Genomic DNA, 19,941 nt, shown 5'->3' on the forward strand with positions numbered 1-19,941 from the left:
CCTTGCAACGCAGGCCGGTAGTTTGTTTGTTTTGCATTTGAATATTTTTACAATGAATAATCTTGCAAAACAAAAGCCTCTGACTTTATCAGAGGCTTCACAAACTACCGAAGGTTTAGTACAACATGGGGTTTGGCGTCATGGCGGCTTTACGAACATATTCTGATCGATATATCGTTGCTCAGCTACATATCAATCTGACGAATAAATCCCAGCTTTAGAATATATTTTCAACTTCATATCTTTGATCAGCTTCAGTCCCGGCTGACGTAACACGGAATATCGCCACGTCGCCAAGCCCTGACCGTTAGCGGTAATTAAAGCACTTCCTGGTAAAGAAAAAGCTACAACAATGAATTTTGAGCAACTAGTTCCGAATGTTTACTATGTGAATATTAGCAATGGTTTGAAAATGTTTGTCGACTGTTTAGGATTTGTAATTGGTCATAATGAAATAAAATCTGACCAACCTTTTTGCGTACTGAACAAAGACGGAGTAAGCATTTTTCTTTTTGAACATGCAAAGCTTGCTAAAGAACATAATCCTGAGTTTAGGCTAGTCACTAAAAGTATTGAAGAGGTTTATGAAAAGGTCTCTAAATCTCATTCGGAATTTCTTCATCCAAATCTTAGAGAAGTTGCGCTTCGCCCATGGGGTGCTAAAGAATTCGCATTAAGGGATGAACAGGTTTGTATTATAATTCAACAGTGGTAAAAATTGTTTTGCAATCTTATGCCTTTGCTTAGACCATGACCTGGAAGAGTTCTTAGACAATTGTTCCGGTATGTGCAATTGGGTTGTTGGTGACAGACCAAATAGTTTGCAAACAACCAAGAGGGTAGAATAACTACGGCTACATGGGGTTTGGCGTCATGGCGGCTTAACGAATAAATCCTGATCGATATAACGCGGCTCAGCGACATATCAATCTGACGAATAAAGCTTAGCTATAGAATTATATTTTCATCTTCATATCTTTGATCAGCACCAGCACAGGCTTACGTAAACACGGAATATCAGCACAGCAGCAAGCCCTGCCCGTTACAGGCAATGTTAAGCGACAGCATAACCACTACTTACAGACTAAAAAAATGCAAGAGACAAAAGGACTTCTTCAACAAATAAAACTTCATTCTAAAATTGGCATTAGAGTAACTTCTAATTCAAATAACAATTTGCCGGCTGAGCTTATGAAACTACTGACTAAGCCTCACCGAAAAGCAAACTATTTTTTTATTTATATTGAAAAAGGTTCACGAACGCACAAGTTTGATTTAAATGATTTGACAGTTACAGATGGTCAAATGTTATTTATTCTGCCAAATCAAATTCATACTGCTCCTGACAATGCAGCTGATGATACAAAGTCCTTCAAGATGAGTTTTGACCATAACTGTTTACCATTGCTTCCCAGGCAATTTTCTTTTTTGATAAACCCTCTAAATACACAAATTATTTCGTTTGATGAAAATTCAAGGTTTCGTATAAAATTACTTTTTGAGATTTTGACGAACATTTTGAATTCAAAAACGGGAGAAAAAGATGGTGAGATTATATTAGCTTATCTTAATTCCTTACTTACAGAAATTAATAGTGCTTATTATAAAAATGTGGTAAATGAAAACTCAATTCCAGACAAACTTTTCAAATACATTGAGTTTAAATTAACCGTTGAAAACAACCTTACGGAACAGCATTCAATAGAAACTATCGCTGCTAACTTATCCGTTTCTACAAACAAGCTCTACAATATTATAAAAAAATTTTCAGGGTTATCGCCCAAAGAATATATCACAATGAACTTAATGTTGGAGGCTCAACGCAGACTTCATTATTCCAAACCGACAGTAAAAGAATTGGCATACGACCTTGGTTTTAATGACCCAGATTATTTTTCAAGACTGTTCAAAAAAGCTACTAAAAAAAGTATCAAAAAATATTTATCCGACATTCAGGATTTGTCAGGTATTTAGAGTGATAAGTCCAACTCCAAATTTTTTACCCGGCCTACTTTTGATTTCAATTTTTCAAAAAAGAAAAAAAATGAAATCAGCATTAGTTACAGGCGCAAACCGTGGTATTGGTTTTGAAACAGCAAAGCAATTACTTGCACTTGGCTACTTTGTTTACATAGGTAGCCGTGATAAAGAAAAAGGGCTTGAAGCTGTTGAAAGTTTGAAATCTTTGGGATTTTCAAATTTAGAATGTATTGAATTGGATGTTACAAACATCAGTTCAATAATATCGGCAAGAAAGGAACTTGAAAAGAAAACAGAGCGGTTAGATGTTTTAATAAACAATGCAGGTATTAGTGGTGGATTTCCACAGCCTCCTACTCAAATACCAATTGAGGTGTTAAGAAAAGTTTTTGAAACAAATTTTATTGCCCCAATTCAGGTGATACAGCAATTTATGAATTTGTTGCAGAAGTCCAAAGAACCTAGAATTGTAAATGTAACAACTGAATTATCTTCTATCACAAATAACGGAGACCCAGGTTGGAAATTTTATGCTTATAATCCATCTGCATACGGACCTTCAAAAACAGCATTAAATGCTTACACAGTTATGTTAGCTAAAGAATTAAAAGACACAAAATTTAAAGTCAATTGCATATGCCCAGGCTTTACAAAAACTGCTTTTAATAACTATATGGGGGAAAAACCTGTTGAGCAAGGTGCAAGTGCAATTGTGAAATATGCTACAATTGACAGTACAGGAGCAACAGGTAAATTTTTTAATGAAGATGGCGAAATTGCCTGGTAATAAAAAACAAAGTACGGCTGACGGAATTCTGCTCATCTTAATCTGAAACATCAACAAAGAGTCAACCATGAACAACTCACGACACTCACCCCCACAAATCAGATTTAGCTACAATGCTCAAAGCCTGATTTAATAAGTATCAAATATTATCTTTGTAAAGCAACTTTCTTAAATAATAAATGCACGATTCACTTATTCAATATATCAACCTAAGGGCATCTCAACCATTGACCAAACAAGAAGTTGAGAAAATCAAGGCAGTATTTCAACCCAAAAAACTCCGAAAAAAACAATATTTTTTGGAAGAAGGCAATGTGTGTAAATACGGTGGTTTTATTGTAAAGGGTGCTATGCGGCAATACAGTGTTGATGACAAAGGTGTAGAACATATTGTACAACTATATATTGAAGATTATTGGGCCAGCGACCGTGAAAGTGCTATTATGCTTACCCCATCGAAGTATTATATTGAAGCTTGGGAAGATACCGAATTACTCATCATTACAAGAGCAGAAATGCTGGATTTGATTCAAAAAATACCTTCAATAGCACAAATGACAAGACTAATGGACGAAAGAAGTTTTATCGCTTCGCAACGAAGATTAAATTCTACCATTAGTAACACGGCAGAAAAACGCTATAAAGAATTTGCTGATAACCACCCGCAATTTATTCAACGATTCCCTCAACATTTCATTGCTTCTTTTTTGGGCATAACCAAAGAAACTTTAAGCAGAATCAGAAGCCAAATGCTGAAATAACTTTCTTTTTTACATGTTGATTTTTACAAAAGCGTTGACATTTATCAACGCTTTTTTTTATCATTTATCATCGTTACAAGGCTTGCTGCTGATGCAACTTTGCGTTGTTAAATCAATAAATAAAATTAAAATGGAAAAGAAAACAATAGTAGTAATTGGAGCAACAGGCTCACAAGGTAAGGGTGTTGTAAATGCACTTGTTAATGATGGCTCTTTTAATGTAAGAGCAATAACCCGTAATCCGGAAAAATATTCAGGCAAGGCACATGAAGCAGTGTATGCAGACTTAAACGATTTGCAATCATTAAAAAATGCGTTTAAAAATGCTTATGGTGTATTTGTGGTAACCAATTTTTGGGAAAGTTCAGACGAAATTGCTCAAGGTAAGAATGCCATTGAAGCGGCAAAAGCAACAGAAGTGCAACATTTTATTTGGTCAACACTTCCAAACGTTGAGGTCATTAGTAAAGCAGCATTTGAAGTCCCTCATTTTACTAATAAAGCAAAGGTGGATGATTTGGTGAAAAGTGCAGGCTTTAAATATTCAACATTTGTACAACCCCCATTTTATTATCAAAATCTTGTTGGAGTGCTTGGACCACAGCCAAAACAAGATGGCACAACAGGTTGGACACTGCCGATTGACCCAACCAAAAAAGCGATTCACATGTCGGATATTAACGACTTGGGAAAAGTGGTTGCGGGTGCTTTTTTGCAGCCTGAAAAAGTTGGAAATGGCAATTACCTGGCATTGGCAACAGAGTTAAATAGTTTTCATGATATTATTAAAGCATTTAAAGCTAATGGTAAAGAGTATAGTTTTTCACAAGTGCCGGTTGAAGTGTTTTCAACTTTTTTTGAAGGGGCAAAAGAGTTAGCTGAAATGTTTGGGTATTTTGAAAAACACACTTATATGGGTCCCGATTCCGAATTACAAATTGAATCGGCAAAAGGAATTGCCACCAATAAATTTGTTACTCTCCAGGAATGGTTAGGTCAAAACAACTAATAAGAAAAATAAAATGACATCAAAAATAAAAAACATCATTACATGGCTTCTTGCTTTTGCATTTATCGGTTCAGGCATTACAAACTTTCAGGAGTTGAAATGCAAATTAAAAATTTAGAAAGTTGGGGCTATCCTCTTTGGTTCAGGTTTCCAATCGGGTTAACTGAAATTGCTTTGGCAGTTGGGCTAATGATTCCACGATTTCGCAAAATAACAATTTATGGAATATTCATTTGGTCAATTGCAGCGGTAATCACCCATCTGCAAGCCGGACAAGCTAATATGATTGTTGGTGCTGTTTTATTTAGTGTCATCGCAGGCATAATACTCTTATTGATAAAAGGAAAAACAGCAAATCAAGCAGCATAAAGTTAACAGCAATGAAGAAGAAAATAAGTTTCTCAAGCAAAGGGCATAGAGCCGATGTTGGCCCCTTAAGCATCATGAGAATATTGCCCAATCGGTATGCAGACAAAGTTGGTCAGTTTGTATTTTTAGATCATCTTCCTCCAACAATTAAAGAGACCGTTCATGAAGGCGGTATTGGTGCTCATCCGCACAGGGGGATTGCTACATTAAGTTATATTCTTCAAGGGGAGGGCGAACATTTTGATAGTGCCGGAAATTACGCTAAAGTATATTCAGGTGGTATGCAATGGATGAAAGCCGGCAATGGAATAATACACGATGAAAACGGGAATTATGATTCACAAAATGATAGTAAGATGATACACGGTTTTCAGTTTTGGATAAACCTGCCAGCGAAAAACAAAGCAGAAGCACCTGCATATTTAGCCTTACAAGCCAGCGATGTACCTCAAAAACCATTGCCAAATGAATGTGGATTTATAAAAGTTCTTGTTGGGAACTACGAAGAGTTGAGTTCGAAAATTCCGAACTATGCTGAACAGTTTTTGTATCACATTCAATTGGAAGCGGGTAAACAGTTTTCTATCAGTATTGCAGACAAAATTGAAGTTGCGGCATTTTTACCTGCACAAAATGTAATGCTTAATGACGCCGAATTTCATGCAGGAGAGTTTGTTGCATTTGATAAAAATGCAGGAGAGATTGAAATAAAAAACACTACTCAAGCAATCATTGACATTCTGCTATTTGGCGGCGAAGAATATAAAGAACCCATGGTGGCAGAAGGTCCTTTCGTAATGAACACTCAAAGTGAAATTGCACAAGCGTATCATGATTTTCATGCAGGGAAATACGGGGAGATTAAATATAATAAGAGATCAGCACAAACAAATTAATCGATTCACTAAGGCAGGCATATTTGCAGGTCACAATACATTAAAAAATGAAAGCAATACAATATAATGCATTTGGCAGTTCTGAGGTCATAGAGGTGGTAGATATCCCTGCGCCTGAAATAAAGAATGAAAACGAAATTTTAATTCAGGTTAAAGCAGCAGGTGTAAATCCGATAGACATTAAAATACGGATGGGCTTTATGAAGGCGGTCCGTCCTGTGGAAATACCTTTTATTCCGGGTGGTGAGGCTGCAGGTATAATTACCGCCGTTGGCGAAGGTGTATCAAAGTTTAAAGTGGGTGATGAGGTCATTGCCCTGACGAAAAAAAACGCTTATGCACAATATGTGATCGCAAACGAAAATTTCGTTGTGCTAAAACCGAAAAGCCTGTCGTTCGAAGAGGCCGCATCAATAGGTGTAAATATAGGTACTGCACAATCGGTTCTATTTATACAAGGTAAATTAGCGAAGGGACAAAAGGTTTTAATTCAGGGCGGAGGAGGCGCTGTTGGTGGTGCTATTGTTCAAATGGCAAAAGCTTCCGGCGCATACGTTATTGCTACAGCATCAGGAAATGGTGTGACGTTAGCAAAAAGCCTTGGTGCTGACGAAGTGATAGATTATAAATTGCATGATGTTGCCGGAACGGTTAAGGATGTGGATTTGGTAGCAGATACTGCGGGTGGCGAAGCCCAGGCAAGGCTTTTTCAAGTATTAAAACCCGGTGGCACATTATTAAGTATTGTCGTACCGCCATCACAAGAATTGGCAGAACAATACAAGGTTAAAGCCAGTTTTGTAGCTTCCGACATATCATCAAAAACCTTACAAAATGGCATTGGCCTCATAGATGCTGGAAAATTCAGGACAATCGTTTCCAAAACATTCAGACTTGAAGATGCATCAATAGCCCAGGATTTTTTATCGGCTGGAGGAGTCAATGGTAAAGTTGTTCTTGTGGTCACTCAATAGCAGAATTGATCAGCAAAATGATAACAAGGAAGTTTGAAGCACTTCTGAGGCATTGAGGTCGGAGCAATATATAATACTCATTACTACATATTCAAACGCCTGAACATTGGCTTAATTTAAAAATATAAAATGCATACTAAGAAAGTTATCGTTGCTGGTGCAACCGGAACCCGGGAAATAAGATCGTTATACAGTTGCTTGCGGTCAGTAAAAATAAACTCGACCTTAAATAAAATTGGCATTCAATACAATTTAAGGTGTCGCTAAGATAAAAAAAAGAAACAACGAAATTATTAGCAAAGGTAACAGTAGGAAAAGAAACACTTAAGAACGCAATAGCGATGGCACCGATGACACGCAGTCGGGCTAACAGCGATGGTGTCGTAAAAGACCTGACCGTATTATACTATACGCAGCGTGCAAGTGCTGGGACACAAACTAAAAATTTGATGAACTAAGACGAAGGGCGAACATACAACAAAGGACTTTTCTGCTATGCTGGCTACAGAATATATCCTCGGGGGCTAAAATAGGTAGTTGAAGCTTCTTCAATGTTGACAGAAGCACTATCGCTAACATGGGGTTCCTATGTAAAGCGGTACGAGAGGAATAATATGTTTGCAAACGGTGTTACATAAACCATTTTAAGATGCCGGGGATTTGAATGATTGTAGTTGCTGCAGTTGGGATGATCTGTCGATGATACAATCGTTCAACGATTCTTGTCTGTTACGGGTGAGACAGTTCCCACAGGTTAAATTTATATTCACCGTACCACCGTCACCCGCAAAAAGGTAGCCGGGATCGAAGTTGAATTATTATCGCCGCTTTGATTTTGACTGACAAATAAATCTTCTAATTCACGCTGCAGGTCCGCAGCTTTTCCATTTTTTTCTGCAGCTTCAAAGGCGTTCATGGTGGGACCGTAGTAATTTTTGAACCGGCTCACCAGTTCTTTCGGTCCATAAGGAGCATTAAATGTAAATATGTCCCTGGTGAAAGAGATATTTTCTTTCGGTACGCCTGCAGCAGTGAAACGTTCTGTCACGTTGCTTTCGACACCCCATAACATCGGGCTGATAAAACCTTCCGGTGGCGGTGGCGTATAAGCCGAACTGATCTTTAATATTTGCGCTACAAGAGTCGGGTCTCCCGGTATCCAGTTGCCCATCACTATTTTTCCACCAGGCCTGGTAACCCGTACCACTTCCCTTGCTACATCAAATGGTTTTGGTGCGAACATCGCACCAAAAATGCTAACCACCAGGTCAAAGGACTGATCCTCCAGTTCATGCAGGTTTGTAGCATCGCCTTCCCGGATTGTACAATTGGTGATGGCTTCCGCTTTTACCCTTTTGTTTCCAGCTTCAACAAGATTGGTGGCAATGTCCACACCCAGAACATTCGCTCCCAATTTTGCTTCGGGTATTGCTGTAGTCCCATCCCCACAGCCAAGATCTAGAACATTAAGACCTTTGGTGATGCCTAATTTGGCGACCAGTGCTTCACCGCTTTCCCGCATGGTTTCAGCGATTTGGGTGAAATCACCTTTTTCCCATAGCGCTTTGTTTGGATTCATGGTGTTTGATTTTTTTTGGATTCCAAATTAAACATTAAAAATTATTTATGGATTACCAGTTAGTGGTATATATCGAATGATGCATTGATGATATTGCGAAACGTGCACTGATGGATTATACCTGCTCAGGAAATTATATCGGCCTTTATTCGGCTTCTTCCGTTATCTCTCTACAGCATTCAATATGCGGGCCAGGAAGAAGCGCAAAAAATTGAATAAAGTAGATTACAGTTTTGCCAGTTTTGCTACGGCATTTTCAAGCGTTTCTTCTTTTTTGGCAAAGCAAAAGCGGATGACCTTATTATCGGTTGCCGCCCGGTAGAAGGCGGAAACAGGAATGGTTGCCACACCTAATTCTTTTGTCATACGAATAGCAAAATCGCTGTCTTTTTCATCACTGATGCGATCATATTTGGCACAAATAAAATAACTGCCTTTGCTATCGAGTAATTCAAATTTTGTATCCTGCATCAGGCGGATAAAATAATCCCGTTTGGCCTGCATGAATGCGGAGACCGACAAATATGAATCTTTATTTTTTAAATAGGTAGACAACGCTACCTGCGAAGGTGAGTGGCAGGAAAAACAATTGAATTGGTGCACTTTCCGGAACTCTTTCATCAACTCTGCCGAAGCAACGCAATAGCCCAGTTTCCACCCGGTGCAGTGATAAACTTTGCCGAACGAAAAACATACAAAGCTTCTTTCCAAAAGGTCAGGATAACGAAGGATGCTTTGATGTGGCACGTCATCAAATATCAAATGCTCGTACACTTCATCGCTGAGAATAATGATATTGGTATTGGCAACTACTGATCTTAGCTGCAGTATATCCTCATAGCTTAATACAGCGCCGGTGGGATTGTGGGGGCTGTTGAGCATGATCATTCTTGTTTTGGCCGTAATCTTTTTTCTTACTTCCTGCCAGTCGATCTTGTATTCCGGGAATTTAAGATTGATCAATACCGGCACAGCACCATTGACCTCTACATTCGGAATATAACTGTCATAGGCCGGTTCGAAAATGATCACTTCATCACCAGGTTGCAACACCGTTGTCAGGGCTGTATAAATGGCATAAGTTCCACCCGGTGTGATGGTGATCTGTGCTGAAGGATTGATGTTGTTGTGATATAAATGATCAATTTTTTCAGCAATTGTTTCCTGCAGTGGAGCATAGCCCTGCATGGGTGTATATTGATTGAAACCATTGTGCATGGCCTGGCTCACCAGCGACATCAGCTCTTCATTCATCGGGTAATCCGGAAAGCCCTGGCCGAGGTTCACGGCGTTGTATTCTGCCGCCAACCCACTCATCACAGTGAAGATGGTGGTACCTACTGCGGGCAGTTTGCTTTTAATTTTTACACTCATAAATAGGACAGGAGGTAAAATTAATTGTTTACAAGTTTAATTCTTCCCTTGTCTTTTTGGGCAGGCTATCGACGACCAGGTTATAGGAATGATCGATCCATTCCTTTAATTGTTTTGTTGAAACTGAGCCGTCAACGACGATCGTATTCCAGTGTTTTTTATTCATGTGATAACCCGGCAACACACAGGGAAACTCTTCTCTCAATTCTATGGCTTTATCGGGATCACATTTTACATTGAAGCGGAGATCTTCAGTATCCAACCCGGTTAACAGAAAAACTTTGCCAGCAACTTTATATACGAGGGTTTCCGGGCCAAAGGGTAGCGTTTCCTCAACCGCTTTTTTTGAAAGACAATAATCCCGTAGCTGTTCGATATCCATGTTTGATGTTTCGTTTATACAATAATAGCCGTCGCTTCGATCTCGATCATATAATCCGGTTCGATCAGGGCACTTACCTCTACCATTGTATTGCAGGGCTTGATTTCTTTAAAAAATTCGCTGTGGGCCCTTCCATATTCCTGCCATTTTGATATATCGGTTACAAACATCCTCACTCTTACCACATCTTTCATGGCTGCCCCGGCCTGTTGTAATACCTTTTCAATTCGCTGGTAGATAAATTTTGTTTGTGTATAGGGATCGTTTTTTCCAACCACGTTGCCATCTTCTCCTGAAGCCACCGTTCCTGTGACTTCAACGGTACTACCAACTTTGACTGCCCGGCTGTAGCCAACAATGTCTTCCCATTTGGAACCGGAGGAATAATTTATTCTTTGCATGACTAAGAGTTAAAAGAGATAAGGAGAAAAAGAGTTTATTTGAAGATTTGGCAAAGATAGTAAGAGAGTAAAATGTTGAAGTCTATTCTCCTTTAACTCTTTTTCTCTCTCTTAGCTTTTTATTTCAACATTCTCCTGCTTTATCAATGATTCACCCATCATTCGCAAAAGTATTTGTGCAACGGTGACCACATCTTTCTGACAATAGGTGACGATGCGGGACAGGTTTTTTTCTTTCCAGTATACTCCCCAAACCATGCTGCCATCGATATCGTCTTTTGGGGTAGGAATGTTGAGTGTATGTGCCAGTAAATTCAGCGAGGTGTAGTTTTTAAAATCGCCAAATTTCCAAAGGTCCATAGTATCAAGGTGATTGACTTCCCAGGGCTTTTTGCCCGACACATTCAGGATAGAGGGAATAGGAATGTTGTTAATGATCATTCGCCTGCAGAGGTAGGGAAAGTCAAATTCTTTGCTGTTGTGACCACAGAGATAGCGTTGTTCCGTTACGGACCATTTTTTCAACATCTCGGCAAACTCATGTAGTACCAGTTGCTCATTATCTCCGGAAAATGATTTTAAAACGATTTTTTTCTGCTCACCTGCGCCCTGGATAAATCCGCAGCTAATACAAATAATCTTACCAAACTCGGCATATATACCTGCCCGTGGATACACGGATTCGAACGACTCCTCTTCTTTATTGCGGATAAGATAGCCTGCTTTTATATCCCAAAGCAATTTCCAGCTCTCCGGCAACTCATGATAAGAGGAGAATTGCGGAACTGTTTCAATGTCCAGGAAAAGGATGTTATGAAGGGGATAAGGCTGCATAAGAAGAATTTCGAAATTAACTGATTTGCGAATGTGCGGATTTTGGTTCAGAATATAAAAAAGCTCGCTATGTTACTAAAGAAGTTCTTTGTTTTGGAGGATGAAATAATTTTTCCGATTACATTATTTGTCTCACCAATTTTAACCAATAAGTTTTTGCAATCAGGATAGGTCTTCGAATAGTCACAAAGCAGCAGCCAATATTCTGTTTCCTCTGCTTCTTTTGCGGCTATCTTAAATTTATGAATAAAGTCAGCCTTGCTTTCTCCATTTTGCGCTTCCATTGCATTGGCACCAATAGATGTTCCCGATTTTAATAATTGCCTCGCAATGGCGTATTTTCTGGCTATTTCTAATTTTTCGCAGAAATCAATAATAAGAAGGGAAAAGTCAAAAGTAAGTTTCAGAATTAAGTTCTGATCTATTTTTTCTTTAGTCATAAAAAAAGGTTTGAATAACAAGTTACCAAAACCTTTGTGACATCCGCAAATCAGCCATTTGCTAATTTACACATCATAGAAACTTCTCTCCCTTGTTCCTCTTGACTTCGGCTACGTATTCCTTGATCTCCTGTTCTTTTTCCTTTTTGCAAATTAGCAGCACGTCTTTTGTATCTACCACAATATAGTTTTCCAAACCCTGGAGCAGTACCAGTTTGTTATTGGGTGCATTTACCACGCAATTCTTAGCGTCAATAATCATGACGTTTGAACCGGTCACTGCATTATTGAAATAATCTTTTTCTGAATTATCCCAGGCGCTGTTCCAGGTACCCAAATCACTCCAGGAAAAAGATGCCGGAATTACAAACACATTGTCCGCTTTTTCCATAATACCAAAATCAATTGAGATGTTAGTACACTGCGGATAGATAGCTTCGATGACCCTTGCTTCTTCATCTGTATTCAGCTTGCTTTTTTCGGCCGCAAATACCTCGTACATCTCGGGGAGAAACTTTTCGAATGCCGTAAGGATGTTTTTTACTTTCCAGGTAAAAATGCCGGCATTCCACAAAAAGTCACCACTGGCGAGAAATGTTTTGGCCAGCTCCAGGTTGGGCTTTTCGGTAAATGTTTTTACCTCATACACACCTGGCGCCACTTCGGGCATTTCATGTTGAATATAACCATAACCTGTATTGGGAGACGAAGGTTTGATGCCGATGGTCACCAATGCATTAATGCTATCAACAAAATTGAAAGCTTTGTTTGCGGTTTCGACAAAGGCTTCGGTGTCGAGAATAAGATTATCCGCAGGAGCCGCCATCATTAATGCGTCAGGATCTTTTTCCGATAGTTTGAAAGCAATATAAGCAATGCATGGAGCTGTATTTTTCCGGGAAGGCTCTGCCAATATATTTTCTACTGGTAACGTTGGCAACTGCTCCTTCACTGTATCTACATATTCACGGGAAGTAACGATGTAAATGTTTTCTTTAGGAACAACTTTTTTATAGCGATCAAAAGTTTGTTGAATCAATGTTTTTCCGACACCTAAAATATCGAGGAATTGTTTGGGATGCGAGGTGCGGCTCTTGGGCCAGAAACGACTGCCGATACCACCAGCCATTATGGCAACATAATGATGTTTATTCATTGGTTACGAGGCGGAGTGTTTTAATGGTTTTGATTAAATTATATGAATCCTTCCTTTAATAAATCATGCAAATGTATAACTCCAAGATATAATCCATTGTTGGTAACCACAAGCTGTGTTATTTCATGTTTGCGCAAAATGTTCAAGGCTTCAATCGCCAGTTCATCAGCGCCAATTGTCTTGGGATTTACCGTCATTATATCCGATGCTTTTATCGAATCTATCTGGACATTATTTTTTAGCATTCTTCTGAGGTCGCCATCAGTAATAATGCCCAGCAAGTGATTTTGTTCATCCACTACCGCTGTTACTCCTAATCTTTTTTGCGTCATTTCAACAATTACCTCTTTCAGCGACTGTCCGGGATATACTTTGGGTTTTTCATTTGAGGCAGAAAGGTCTGAAACACGCAGGTATAGTTTTTTACCCAGCATACCGCCGGGATGAAACTTGGCGAAGTCCTCACTTTTAAAACCCTTCATCTCCATCAGGCAAACGGCCAGCGCATCACCCATGACCAATTGTGCGGTCGTGCTGGTGGTAGGCGCCAGGTTATTGGGACAAGCCTCCTGGTCTACAGTGGTATTTAAAATGATGTTGGATTGTTTGGCCAGAAACGAATCCACATTGCCGACCATGCCAATAAGAATATTGTTGAAATTTTTAATCAGGGGTACCAACACTTTTATCTCGGGGCTTTCGCCGCTTTTGCTGATGATGATCACCACATCGTCCTGTTGCACAATGCCCAGGTCGCCATGGATGGCATCGGCCGCATGCATAAAAATGGCGGGGGTGCCGGTGGAGTTAAGTGTAGCTACAATCTTCTGAGCTATCACGGCACTTTTTCCAATACCACTGATGACTATCCGGCCGTTACACCGGGCAATGGCGTCAATTGCTTTTTCAAAGTCGTCATTTATAAACCGGGCTAATCCTGCAATTGATTTTGCCTCAAGATCAATGGTATTAAGGGCAATCTTTTTTATGGAAACTGGCATAGTTGAAGCGACAAAATTATAGGTTTTAAAAGAACATACGTTTGTGTAAAATCCGCCGCACTAACTTTAACGCTTTGCCAAGCAGTATCTAGTGCAGATTTAGTAAATTCGCCGTCCCTAAAAAGGCTCTTTGGGTATTATTTTTTGTAATGAAGTATTTCTCCCCCGACGAAGAGTAAACAACTATTTGGTTTGGAAACGAAGCTGCCATGTGTATAAAATACCGGCTCGGGGTGGTAAGATCGGGCAAAAAGTAAGTATCTTAATAATATCTGCATTTTGAAAAGTGCGATGGAAATATCAGCGTAATGGCAACACCAGCAAAAAAAGCCGCAACCAAAAGAACGGCTAAAACTAAGGTAGAAAATCCTGCGAAAAAACGATTTGACCTTCACAAGGCTCTACAGGAACATTTCGGGTTTAATAAGTTTAAAGGAACCCAGGAAAAAGTAATTGAGTCAGTATTGGCCGGGCATGACACATTTGTGATAATGCCCACCGGTGGAGGCAAGAGCCTTTGTTACCAGCTGCCGGCAATGGTAAGTGAAGGGGTGGCGATTATCGTTTCCCCACTGATCGCTTTGATGAAAAACCAGGTAGATCTTGTTCGTGGCTATAGCAGCAATGATGAAGTGGCACACTTTCTTAATTCTACGCTGACAAAAAAAGAAATCAAAGAAGTACATGATGACCTGCTGACGGGAAAAACAAAGATGCTTTACGTCGCTCCTGAAACGTTGACTAAACAGGAAAACCTTGAGTTTTTTTCTGATCTTAAAATATCTTTTTTTGCTGTTGACGAGGCTCACTGTATTTCCGAATGGGGTCACGATTTTCGCCCGGAATACCGCCGGCTGAGGGAAATGATGATACAGATAAATCCCGATATTCCCGTCATTGCATTGACGGCTACCGCCACGCCAAAAGTACAAAGCGATATCGTTAAAAACCTGGACCTGCACAATCCCAATATTTTTATTTCTTCGTTCAACCGCTCAAATCTTTATTATGAAATTCTTCCCAAGATCAAGAAGAATCAAACGGATGAAAGCATCGTTCGCTTTATCAAGGGAATGAAAACAAAGAGCGGGATTATCTATACATTAAACCGAAAAACGACAGAAGAGCTGGCCGACCTGTTGATGGCAAATGGCATCAAGGCTGTTGCTTATCATGCGGGGTTGGACAGTAAACTAAGAGCCGAAAGACAGGATCAATTTTTAAGTGAAGAAGTGCAGGTGATCTGTGCTACCATCGCCTTCGGTATGGGTATCGACAAACCGGATATCCGCTTTGTCATACATTACAATATTCCGAAATCGATCGAAAATTATTACCAGGAAACGGGTAGAGCCGGGCGTGATGGCCTCGAAGGAAAATGTGTTCTTTATTATTCACATAAAGACGTTAGCAAGCTGGAACATTTGATGCGTGACAAGCCATTGAGTGAACGGGAAGTTGGTGCGCAACTGATCAATGAAACGGTAGCCTATGCAGAAAGTGGTGTTTGCCGTCGTAAAGTGCTGATGAGCTATTTTGGTGAAGAGTATGAGCAGGAGAATTGCGGTCAATGTGATAACTGCAAGCAGCCAAAAGAAAAAGTGGAGGCAAAAGATGAAGCCATCATTGCGTTGAAAGCTATCAAGGCGTTGGATGAGAGATTCGCTACAGAATATATCGTGCAGATATTAACCGGTAAGCTCACGCCCCAGATCAAGATGTTCCGGCATGATGGCCTCGATATTTTCGCCAGCGGAAATGAAAAGGATGCTTTATTCTGGAATTCATTGATCCGCCAGTTGATCCTGGAAGGATTACTGACCAAGGACATTGAAGAGTATGGCGTGTTGAAGTTTACCAGGAAAACGGAAGCATTTCTCAAAAAGCCAAAATCATTTAAGGTAATCCTGAACCACCTCTATGACAATGCAAATGCTGATGATGAAGAGGCAACAGCTGAAGCATCTGCAGGTTCAGCCACTGATGAAAAGTTATTTGAAATGCTGAAAGAGCTTCGTCAGAAAGAAGCGAAGAAAAAAAACCTGCCGCCATTTGTTATTTTCCTGGAAACATCACTACAGGATATGGCAACCATGTACCCTACTTCTGTCACCGATTTGGAAAAATGCCAGGGTGTTAGCAAAGGAAAGGCTATTCGTTATGGTAAACCTTTTGTGGAGCTGATTGCAAAATACGTAGAGGATAATAATATTGAAAAGCCGGACGATTTCGTGATGAAGAGTGTGGTGAATAAGAGCGGCAACAAAGTGTATATCATTCAAAATACCGATAAGAAAGTATCATTGGAAACCATCGCCAAAAACAAAGGCTGGCGGATTGATGAAATGCTGGAGGAAATGGAAACCATTGCGGCAAGCGGTACCAAGCTCAACCTGGATTATGCTATTGATGAAATGCTGGATGAAGATGACCAGGATGAGATCATTGAGTATTTTAAAGGTTGTGACACTTCTTCGTTACAGGTAGCACAGGAGGAGTTGGCCGAATACAATTTTAACTGGGAGCAATTGAAGATAATGCGCATCAAATTCCTGAGTGAATACGGCATGTAACTGTAGAAAAATTTACATAAATAAAAACCGCTTCAGTTACGAAGCGGTTTTTGTTTTCTCATGTGTTGAAGATCCTAATTATTAAAAATGTATCTAACTCCAATCTGCGCCTGCCATCTTGAATTTTGACTGGTGCTGTTTTGGAACGATGATACAAGAGGAATTTGGTTCGTTGCATCAAGATAAGGGAAACTAAATACCGGCTTTCCTGCATTTGTCCCTGTGGTTTCAACTCTCTTAAAGTTCAACAGCGCGGTACGATTGGGAATTCTGGCGATACCCCAGTTTTTATTCAGCATATTGCCGAAGTTGAAAATATCCATAGTGAATCGCAATGTATTTGTTTTTGTGCCTGTTTTGATCATAAAATCCTGCGTGAAGTTCAAGTCAAGTCTTTTGTAAAATGGCAGTAACAAGCCATTTCTTTCAGCATATTGCCCTCTGCGTTTGCTGAGATAGGGATCCTGGTTGATATAAGTGTTCAATTGTCCCCAAATGACAGCAGCGCTGCGTGTATCTGAACTATTCACCCCTTCCAGCACAATATCATTCGCATCTTTGGGAATATAAATAAGGTCGTTGGTTGTTAAACCATCTCTATTCAAATCACCGTTATAAATATAGCTCGAGGTACCGCCGTTGGCAGCTTCAAAAGTTAAACCAAAAGAGGTCGCAAAATATTTTGCATATTCAAACCGATAAAAAGCAGCAGCAACAATACGGTGTGGCTGATAAAAATTGGAAAAAGAAACCGCCTCTGCATTCGGATCGCCAGAAACCTGCCGGTCTCTCCAGATAGATTGTGCAATCGAACCACCGTCATTTACAGACTTGCTTTTGCCATAACTATATGCAACCATCGTGTAAAGATTATTCACATTGCGCTGGAGTTGCAATGTAATATTGTATGTATACCCCTTTGACGTATTGGTCATTAAAATAGCATCAGAAATATTTGGATTTGTTGCAGAAACGCCGCCTGCTCCTTTGTAAATCTGGGTTGAATCAAATCTTATACGACTATCAGAGCCGGTCAAAGCTATGCCGGTACCTGGCAGGTTTATATTTTGATGATACACCGCATTTATATCTTTTGAGAAGATTCCTTCCAGCGTTGCCGTAATATCAAATGGCAGCTTTTTATCTATAGCAAGATTGCTTCTGAACAATTGAGGGAATTTAAAGTCTGCATCAGTAATAGCCAGATTATAACTGGTGTTAGCGGAGGCATTTGCGGGTCTGTTGGCGTCTACATTGGCGTTGAATGCCAACCTTGGATCGCCCGGACTGTTTGCTGGTGTTACCAGAAATGAACCAAAATCAACCCCATTATTGCTTGCCTGATTGCTTATCCAAACAAAGGGTGGAGGGCCAGAGAAGATACCTGTACCACCACGAGCCTGCAATGATTTATCGCCTTTAACATCCCAGTTAAATCCGGCTCTTGGTGACCACAATACGGCAGTATTAGGCGCTTCGCCGGTTTTAATCCGAACGCCGTTACGATATACCAAGGCATCGGCATTAGTATTGGCAATAAAATTCTGTTTGAAAATAGGAATGTCTGCTCTTAAACCAACTGTAAGTGTAAAGTTGTTATTGACAGACCATTTATCCTGTGCAAAAAAACCAAGTTGCGTTGCCGATACATCCGCATAAGGAAATTCGCCTCTTTTACGGGCAGAATATCGCAATTCATAAGCTGTGGCAGTAGCCGCACCATCGTTGGCACTCGCATAAAAATCAGAAAGGCTGGCAAAACGGTACCTGCCATAGTAACTTGGAGCAAAGCCGTTTCTGAATTTATTGTAAGTATTCTGCGTTCCAAAGGTTAGTGTATGTTGGCCCTTAAACAAGGTGAATATATCATTGAACTGCCAGGTATCTGTATTCAATTTATTAAAAGCAGTGAAAGGCTCATAGCCGAAAGAAGTAAAGGTTTGTCCGGCCCCATTTTCAATATCTACCAGCGGGAATATACCACCCGGGCTGCTGCGAAAATCCCTCAGTTGATTATAACCAACTTGTACTTTGTTTGAAACAGTATTGCTTAAGCGGCTATTTAGTTCAGCAATAATAATATTAAAGTTATTGTTGATAACGTAAGATGAAGAAAAGAAAGGCATGCCGGTAGTACTGGCCGAACGTCCTCCGGAAGGAGCGCCACTACTGCTGGGTGGAACATTGCGCCATGATTTGAGATAATAGTAATTGATATTTAATGTGTGTTTTTTACTGATGTTGAAATCAAGTCTTGCAGTAATCTTATCGCTGTATGTATCATAAGTATAATTCTCAAAAGCTCCCGCGTCATAGTTGTATTTTGTTTTAAGGAAGGCTGACAATGCCTCAAGGTCTTCTGCCTTTGCCTGTGAAATACCGGATCCTGAAGAACCGTTTCTGCTGGCAACAAAGCCATTGGTAGCCGGAGTGCTGACACGTTCTTGTTCACCACTTACAAAAAAGAATATTTTGTTTTTTACAATCGGGCCACCAATACTTATTCCACGGTTATTAAAATCAAATTCCTGCTTTGACAATTTAGTCGGACCTACTTTCAAGCCGGTAAGACCCGGACTCTTCCAATAACTATAGACAGTTCCTTTAATATCGTTGGTTCCGCTTTTGGTAACAGAGTTAATGCCTGCTCCAGTAAAGCCACCCAATGTTACATCGTAAGGAGCAATATTTATTTGTATTTGCTCCAAGGCATCAATGCTTATCGGTTGGCTGTTTGTTTGTCCTCCTAAGCCAGCTGCCAAACCAAAAGTATTGTTGAATGATGCTCCGTTTACCGTAAGGTTATTGTAAGAGTTATTCCTGCCTGCAAAGCTGCTGGTTCCATATACTACACTGCTGTTGGCAGTGGGGGTCAATCTTGTAAAGTCATTGATACTTCTGTTGATAGTTGGAAGGCGGTCAATTTGTTGCCTGTTGATGGTTTCGGCAGACCCGGTCCGGTTTTTATTAAAAACTTTATCGGAACGATGGGTTGCTACCACAACCTCTTTTAAAAGCCCTTCATCAGGCGTCAACGTAAAATCAGCTTTATAAGCTTGGCCAAGCAACAGATTTATATCCCCGGATTGTTGTTCTTTAAATCCGACAAAGGTTACTACAATTTCATAAGGACCACCAACTCTTGCATTGGGCATATTGTAGCGTCCATCTTTTCTGCTTGTAGTCTTATAAATTGTTCCGGTTGGTAAATGAGTAGCAGTGATAGTACCACCCGGCAACGAACCGCCTTTGTCGTCTAAAAGAATACCCTGGATTTCGGATGTAGTTTCCTGAGCAGTTAGCGCAATACTCAAAAAAATTGCAATGCTTACACTTAGCATTGGTTTCAATAGTCTCATAAATTTTTGTTTAAAGGTGCAGTGGTATATATACAACATGTATTTGCATTTAAAAAGACTTCATGC

The 19,941-nt window shown here is 39.9% G+C and carries 18 protein-coding genes and 1 pseudogene; 10 read left to right on the forward strand and 9 right to left on the reverse strand.

The genetic code is table 11. The features are described from left to right. Positions 1-352 precede the first annotated feature (352 nt). From P2W73_RS21255 to P2W73_RS21295, 9 genes and pseudogenes are all read left to right on the forward strand, one after another. Positions 353-715: a VOC family protein gene (locus tag P2W73_RS21255; protein ID WP_276504120.1), complete on the forward strand. Its 363-nt coding sequence runs from the start codon at positions 353-355 to the stop codon at positions 713-715. Between the two features lie 263 nt (positions 716-978). Beyond that, positions 979-1,974 carry an AraC family transcriptional regulator gene (locus P2W73_RS21260; protein ID WP_276504121.1) on the forward strand — a complete coding sequence of 332 codons (996 nt, stop codon included), beginning with the start codon at positions 979-981 and terminating at the stop codon, positions 1,972-1,974. A 70-nt stretch (positions 1,975-2,044) separates the two neighbouring features. Continuing rightward, complete coding sequence (locus P2W73_RS21265; protein WP_276504122.1) at positions 2,045-2,767, forward strand: SDR family oxidoreductase; 723 nt, start codon at positions 2,045-2,047, stop codon at positions 2,765-2,767. 179 nt (positions 2,768-2,946) lie between these two features. Further along, the gene (locus P2W73_RS21270; RefSeq protein WP_276504123.1) at positions 2,947-3,528 is read left to right on the forward strand and encodes a Crp/Fnr family transcriptional regulator; all 582 of its coding nucleotides are present in this window, start codon (positions 2,947-2,949) and stop codon (positions 3,526-3,528) included. A 130-nt stretch (positions 3,529-3,658) separates the two neighbouring features. Further along, a complete protein-coding gene (locus P2W73_RS21275; RefSeq protein ID WP_276504124.1) occupies positions 3,659-4,537 on the forward strand; it encodes an NmrA/HSCARG family protein in 879 nt (292 codons plus the stop codon). A 42-nt stretch (positions 4,538-4,579) separates the two neighbouring features. After that, positions 4,580-4,906, forward strand: coding sequence for a DoxX family protein (locus tag P2W73_RS21280; RefSeq protein WP_276504125.1), 327 nt, complete (start codon positions 4,580-4,582; stop codon positions 4,904-4,906). Between the two features lie 11 nt (positions 4,907-4,917). Then, positions 4,918-5,802, forward strand: a complete 885-nt coding sequence (locus P2W73_RS21285) for a pirin family protein (protein ID WP_276504126.1) — start codon at positions 4,918-4,920, stop codon at positions 5,800-5,802. 47 nt (positions 5,803-5,849) lie between these two features. Continuing rightward, positions 5,850-6,776 carry an NADP-dependent oxidoreductase gene (locus tag P2W73_RS21290; protein ID WP_276504127.1) on the forward strand — a complete coding sequence of 309 codons (927 nt, stop codon included), beginning with the start codon at positions 5,850-5,852 and terminating at the stop codon, positions 6,774-6,776. 305 nt (positions 6,777-7,081) lie between these two features. After that, positions 7,082-7,234, forward strand: a pseudogene (locus P2W73_RS21295) (oxidoreductase); the annotation flags it as partial. A 308-nt stretch (positions 7,235-7,542) separates the two neighbouring features. Here the strand turns inward: P2W73_RS21295 and P2W73_RS21300 are convergent. The 8 genes from P2W73_RS21300 to P2W73_RS21335 form a co-directional block, all read right to left on the reverse strand. After that, the gene (locus P2W73_RS21300; protein ID WP_276504128.1) at positions 7,543-8,355 is read right to left on the reverse strand and encodes a class I SAM-dependent methyltransferase; all 813 of its coding nucleotides are present in this window, start codon (positions 8,353-8,355) and stop codon (positions 7,543-7,545) included. Between the two features lie 225 nt (positions 8,356-8,580). After that, positions 8,581-9,729 (reverse strand): methionine aminotransferase, encoded by a 1,149-nt coding sequence (locus P2W73_RS21305; protein WP_276504129.1) that lies wholly within the window; start codon positions 9,727-9,729, stop codon positions 8,581-8,583. A gap of 28 nt (positions 9,730-9,757) precedes the next feature. Continuing rightward, on the reverse strand, positions 9,758-10,111 hold the full coding sequence (locus tag P2W73_RS21310; RefSeq protein ID WP_276504130.1) for an MmcQ/YjbR family DNA-binding protein: 354 nt from the start codon (positions 10,109-10,111) through the stop codon (positions 9,758-9,760). Positions 10,112-10,125: 14 nt separating this feature from the next. Next, positions 10,126-10,512 (reverse strand): RidA family protein, encoded by a 387-nt coding sequence (locus P2W73_RS21315; RefSeq protein WP_276504131.1) that lies wholly within the window; start codon positions 10,510-10,512, stop codon positions 10,126-10,128. Between the two features lie 111 nt (positions 10,513-10,623). After that, positions 10,624-11,346 (reverse strand): ribonuclease H-like domain-containing protein, encoded by a 723-nt coding sequence (locus tag P2W73_RS21320; protein WP_276504132.1) that lies wholly within the window; start codon positions 11,344-11,346, stop codon positions 10,624-10,626. Positions 11,347-11,393: 47 nt separating this feature from the next. Continuing rightward, positions 11,394-11,786, reverse strand: coding sequence for a four helix bundle protein (locus tag P2W73_RS21325; protein WP_276504133.1), 393 nt, complete (start codon positions 11,784-11,786; stop codon positions 11,394-11,396). 73 nt (positions 11,787-11,859) lie between these two features. Continuing rightward, on the reverse strand, positions 11,860-12,942 hold the full coding sequence (locus P2W73_RS21330; RefSeq protein WP_276504134.1) for a mannose-1-phosphate guanylyltransferase: 1,083 nt from the start codon (positions 12,940-12,942) through the stop codon (positions 11,860-11,862). 38 nt (positions 12,943-12,980) lie between these two features. Beyond that, a complete protein-coding gene (locus tag P2W73_RS21335; protein ID WP_276504135.1) occupies positions 12,981-13,943 on the reverse strand; it encodes a KpsF/GutQ family sugar-phosphate isomerase in 963 nt (320 codons plus the stop codon). Between the two features lie 308 nt (positions 13,944-14,251). On the opposite strand from P2W73_RS21335, the gene recQ reads away from it, so the two are divergent. Then, positions 14,252-16,516 carry a DNA helicase RecQ gene (recQ, locus tag P2W73_RS21340; RefSeq protein WP_276504136.1) on the forward strand — a complete coding sequence of 755 codons (2,265 nt, stop codon included), beginning with the start codon at positions 14,252-14,254 and terminating at the stop codon, positions 16,514-16,516. Positions 16,517-16,590: 74 nt separating this feature from the next. Here recQ and P2W73_RS21345 read toward each other — a convergent pair whose 3' ends face one another. Then, complete coding sequence (locus P2W73_RS21345) at positions 16,591-19,875, reverse strand: TonB-dependent receptor (RefSeq protein ID WP_276504137.1); 3,285 nt, start codon at positions 19,873-19,875, stop codon at positions 16,591-16,593. Positions 19,876-19,941: the final 66 nt, after the last annotated feature.

This window comes from Terrimonas pollutisoli (assembly GCF_029360765.1).
Taxonomy (GTDB): domain Bacteria; phylum Bacteroidota; class Bacteroidia; order Chitinophagales; family Chitinophagaceae; genus Terrimonas_B; species Terrimonas_B pollutisoli.

Bases quoted from the DNA above. Each gene is read 5' to 3' on its own strand.
- P2W73_RS21255 (WP_276504120.1), top strand. From the start codon at position 353: ATGAATTTTGAGCAACTAGTTCCGAATGTTTACTATGTGAATATTAGC.
- P2W73_RS21265 (WP_276504122.1), top strand. From the start codon at position 2,045: ATGAAATCAGCATTAGTTACAGGCGCAAACCGTGGTATTGGTTTTGAA.
- P2W73_RS21270 (WP_276504123.1), top strand. From the start codon at position 2,947: ATGCACGATTCACTTATTCAATATATCAACCTAAGGGCATCTCAACCA.
- P2W73_RS21275 (WP_276504124.1), top strand. From the start codon at position 3,659: ATGGAAAAGAAAACAATAGTAGTAATTGGAGCAACAGGCTCACAAGGT.
- P2W73_RS21280 (WP_276504125.1), top strand. From the start codon at position 4,580: ATGGCTTCTTGCTTTTGCATTTATCGGTTCAGGCATTACAAACTTTCA.
- P2W73_RS21285 (WP_276504126.1), top strand. From the start codon at position 4,918: ATGAAGAAGAAAATAAGTTTCTCAAGCAAAGGGCATAGAGCCGATGTT.
- P2W73_RS21290 (WP_276504127.1), top strand. From the start codon at position 5,850: ATGAAAGCAATACAATATAATGCATTTGGCAGTTCTGAGGTCATAGAG.
- P2W73_RS21300 (WP_276504128.1), bottom strand. From the start codon at position 8,355: ATGAATCCAAACAAAGCGCTATGGGAAAAAGGTGATTTCACCCAAATC.
- P2W73_RS21305 (WP_276504129.1), bottom strand. From the start codon at position 9,729: ATGAGTGTAAAAATTAAAAGCAAACTGCCCGCAGTAGGTACCACCATC.
- P2W73_RS21310 (WP_276504130.1), bottom strand. From the start codon at position 10,111: ATGGATATCGAACAGCTACGGGATTATTGTCTTTCAAAAAAAGCGGTT.
- P2W73_RS21315 (WP_276504131.1), bottom strand. From the start codon at position 10,512: ATGCAAAGAATAAATTATTCCTCCGGTTCCAAATGGGAAGACATTGTT.
- P2W73_RS21320 (WP_276504132.1), bottom strand. From the start codon at position 11,346: ATGCAGCCTTATCCCCTTCATAACATCCTTTTCCTGGACATTGAAACA.
- P2W73_RS21325 (WP_276504133.1), bottom strand. From the start codon at position 11,786: ATGACTAAAGAAAAAATAGATCAGAACTTAATTCTGAAACTTACTTTT.
- P2W73_RS21330 (WP_276504134.1), bottom strand. From the start codon at position 12,942: ATGAATAAACATCATTATGTTGCCATAATGGCTGGTGGTATCGGCAGT.
- P2W73_RS21335 (WP_276504135.1), bottom strand. From the start codon at position 13,943: ATGCCAGTTTCCATAAAAAAGATTGCCCTTAATACCATTGATCTTGAG.
- recQ (WP_276504136.1), top strand. From the start codon at position 14,252: ATGGCAACACCAGCAAAAAAAGCCGCAACCAAAAGAACGGCTAAAACT.
- P2W73_RS21345 (WP_276504137.1), bottom strand. From the start codon at position 19,875: ATGAGACTATTGAAACCAATGCTAAGTGTAAGCATTGCAATTTTTTTG.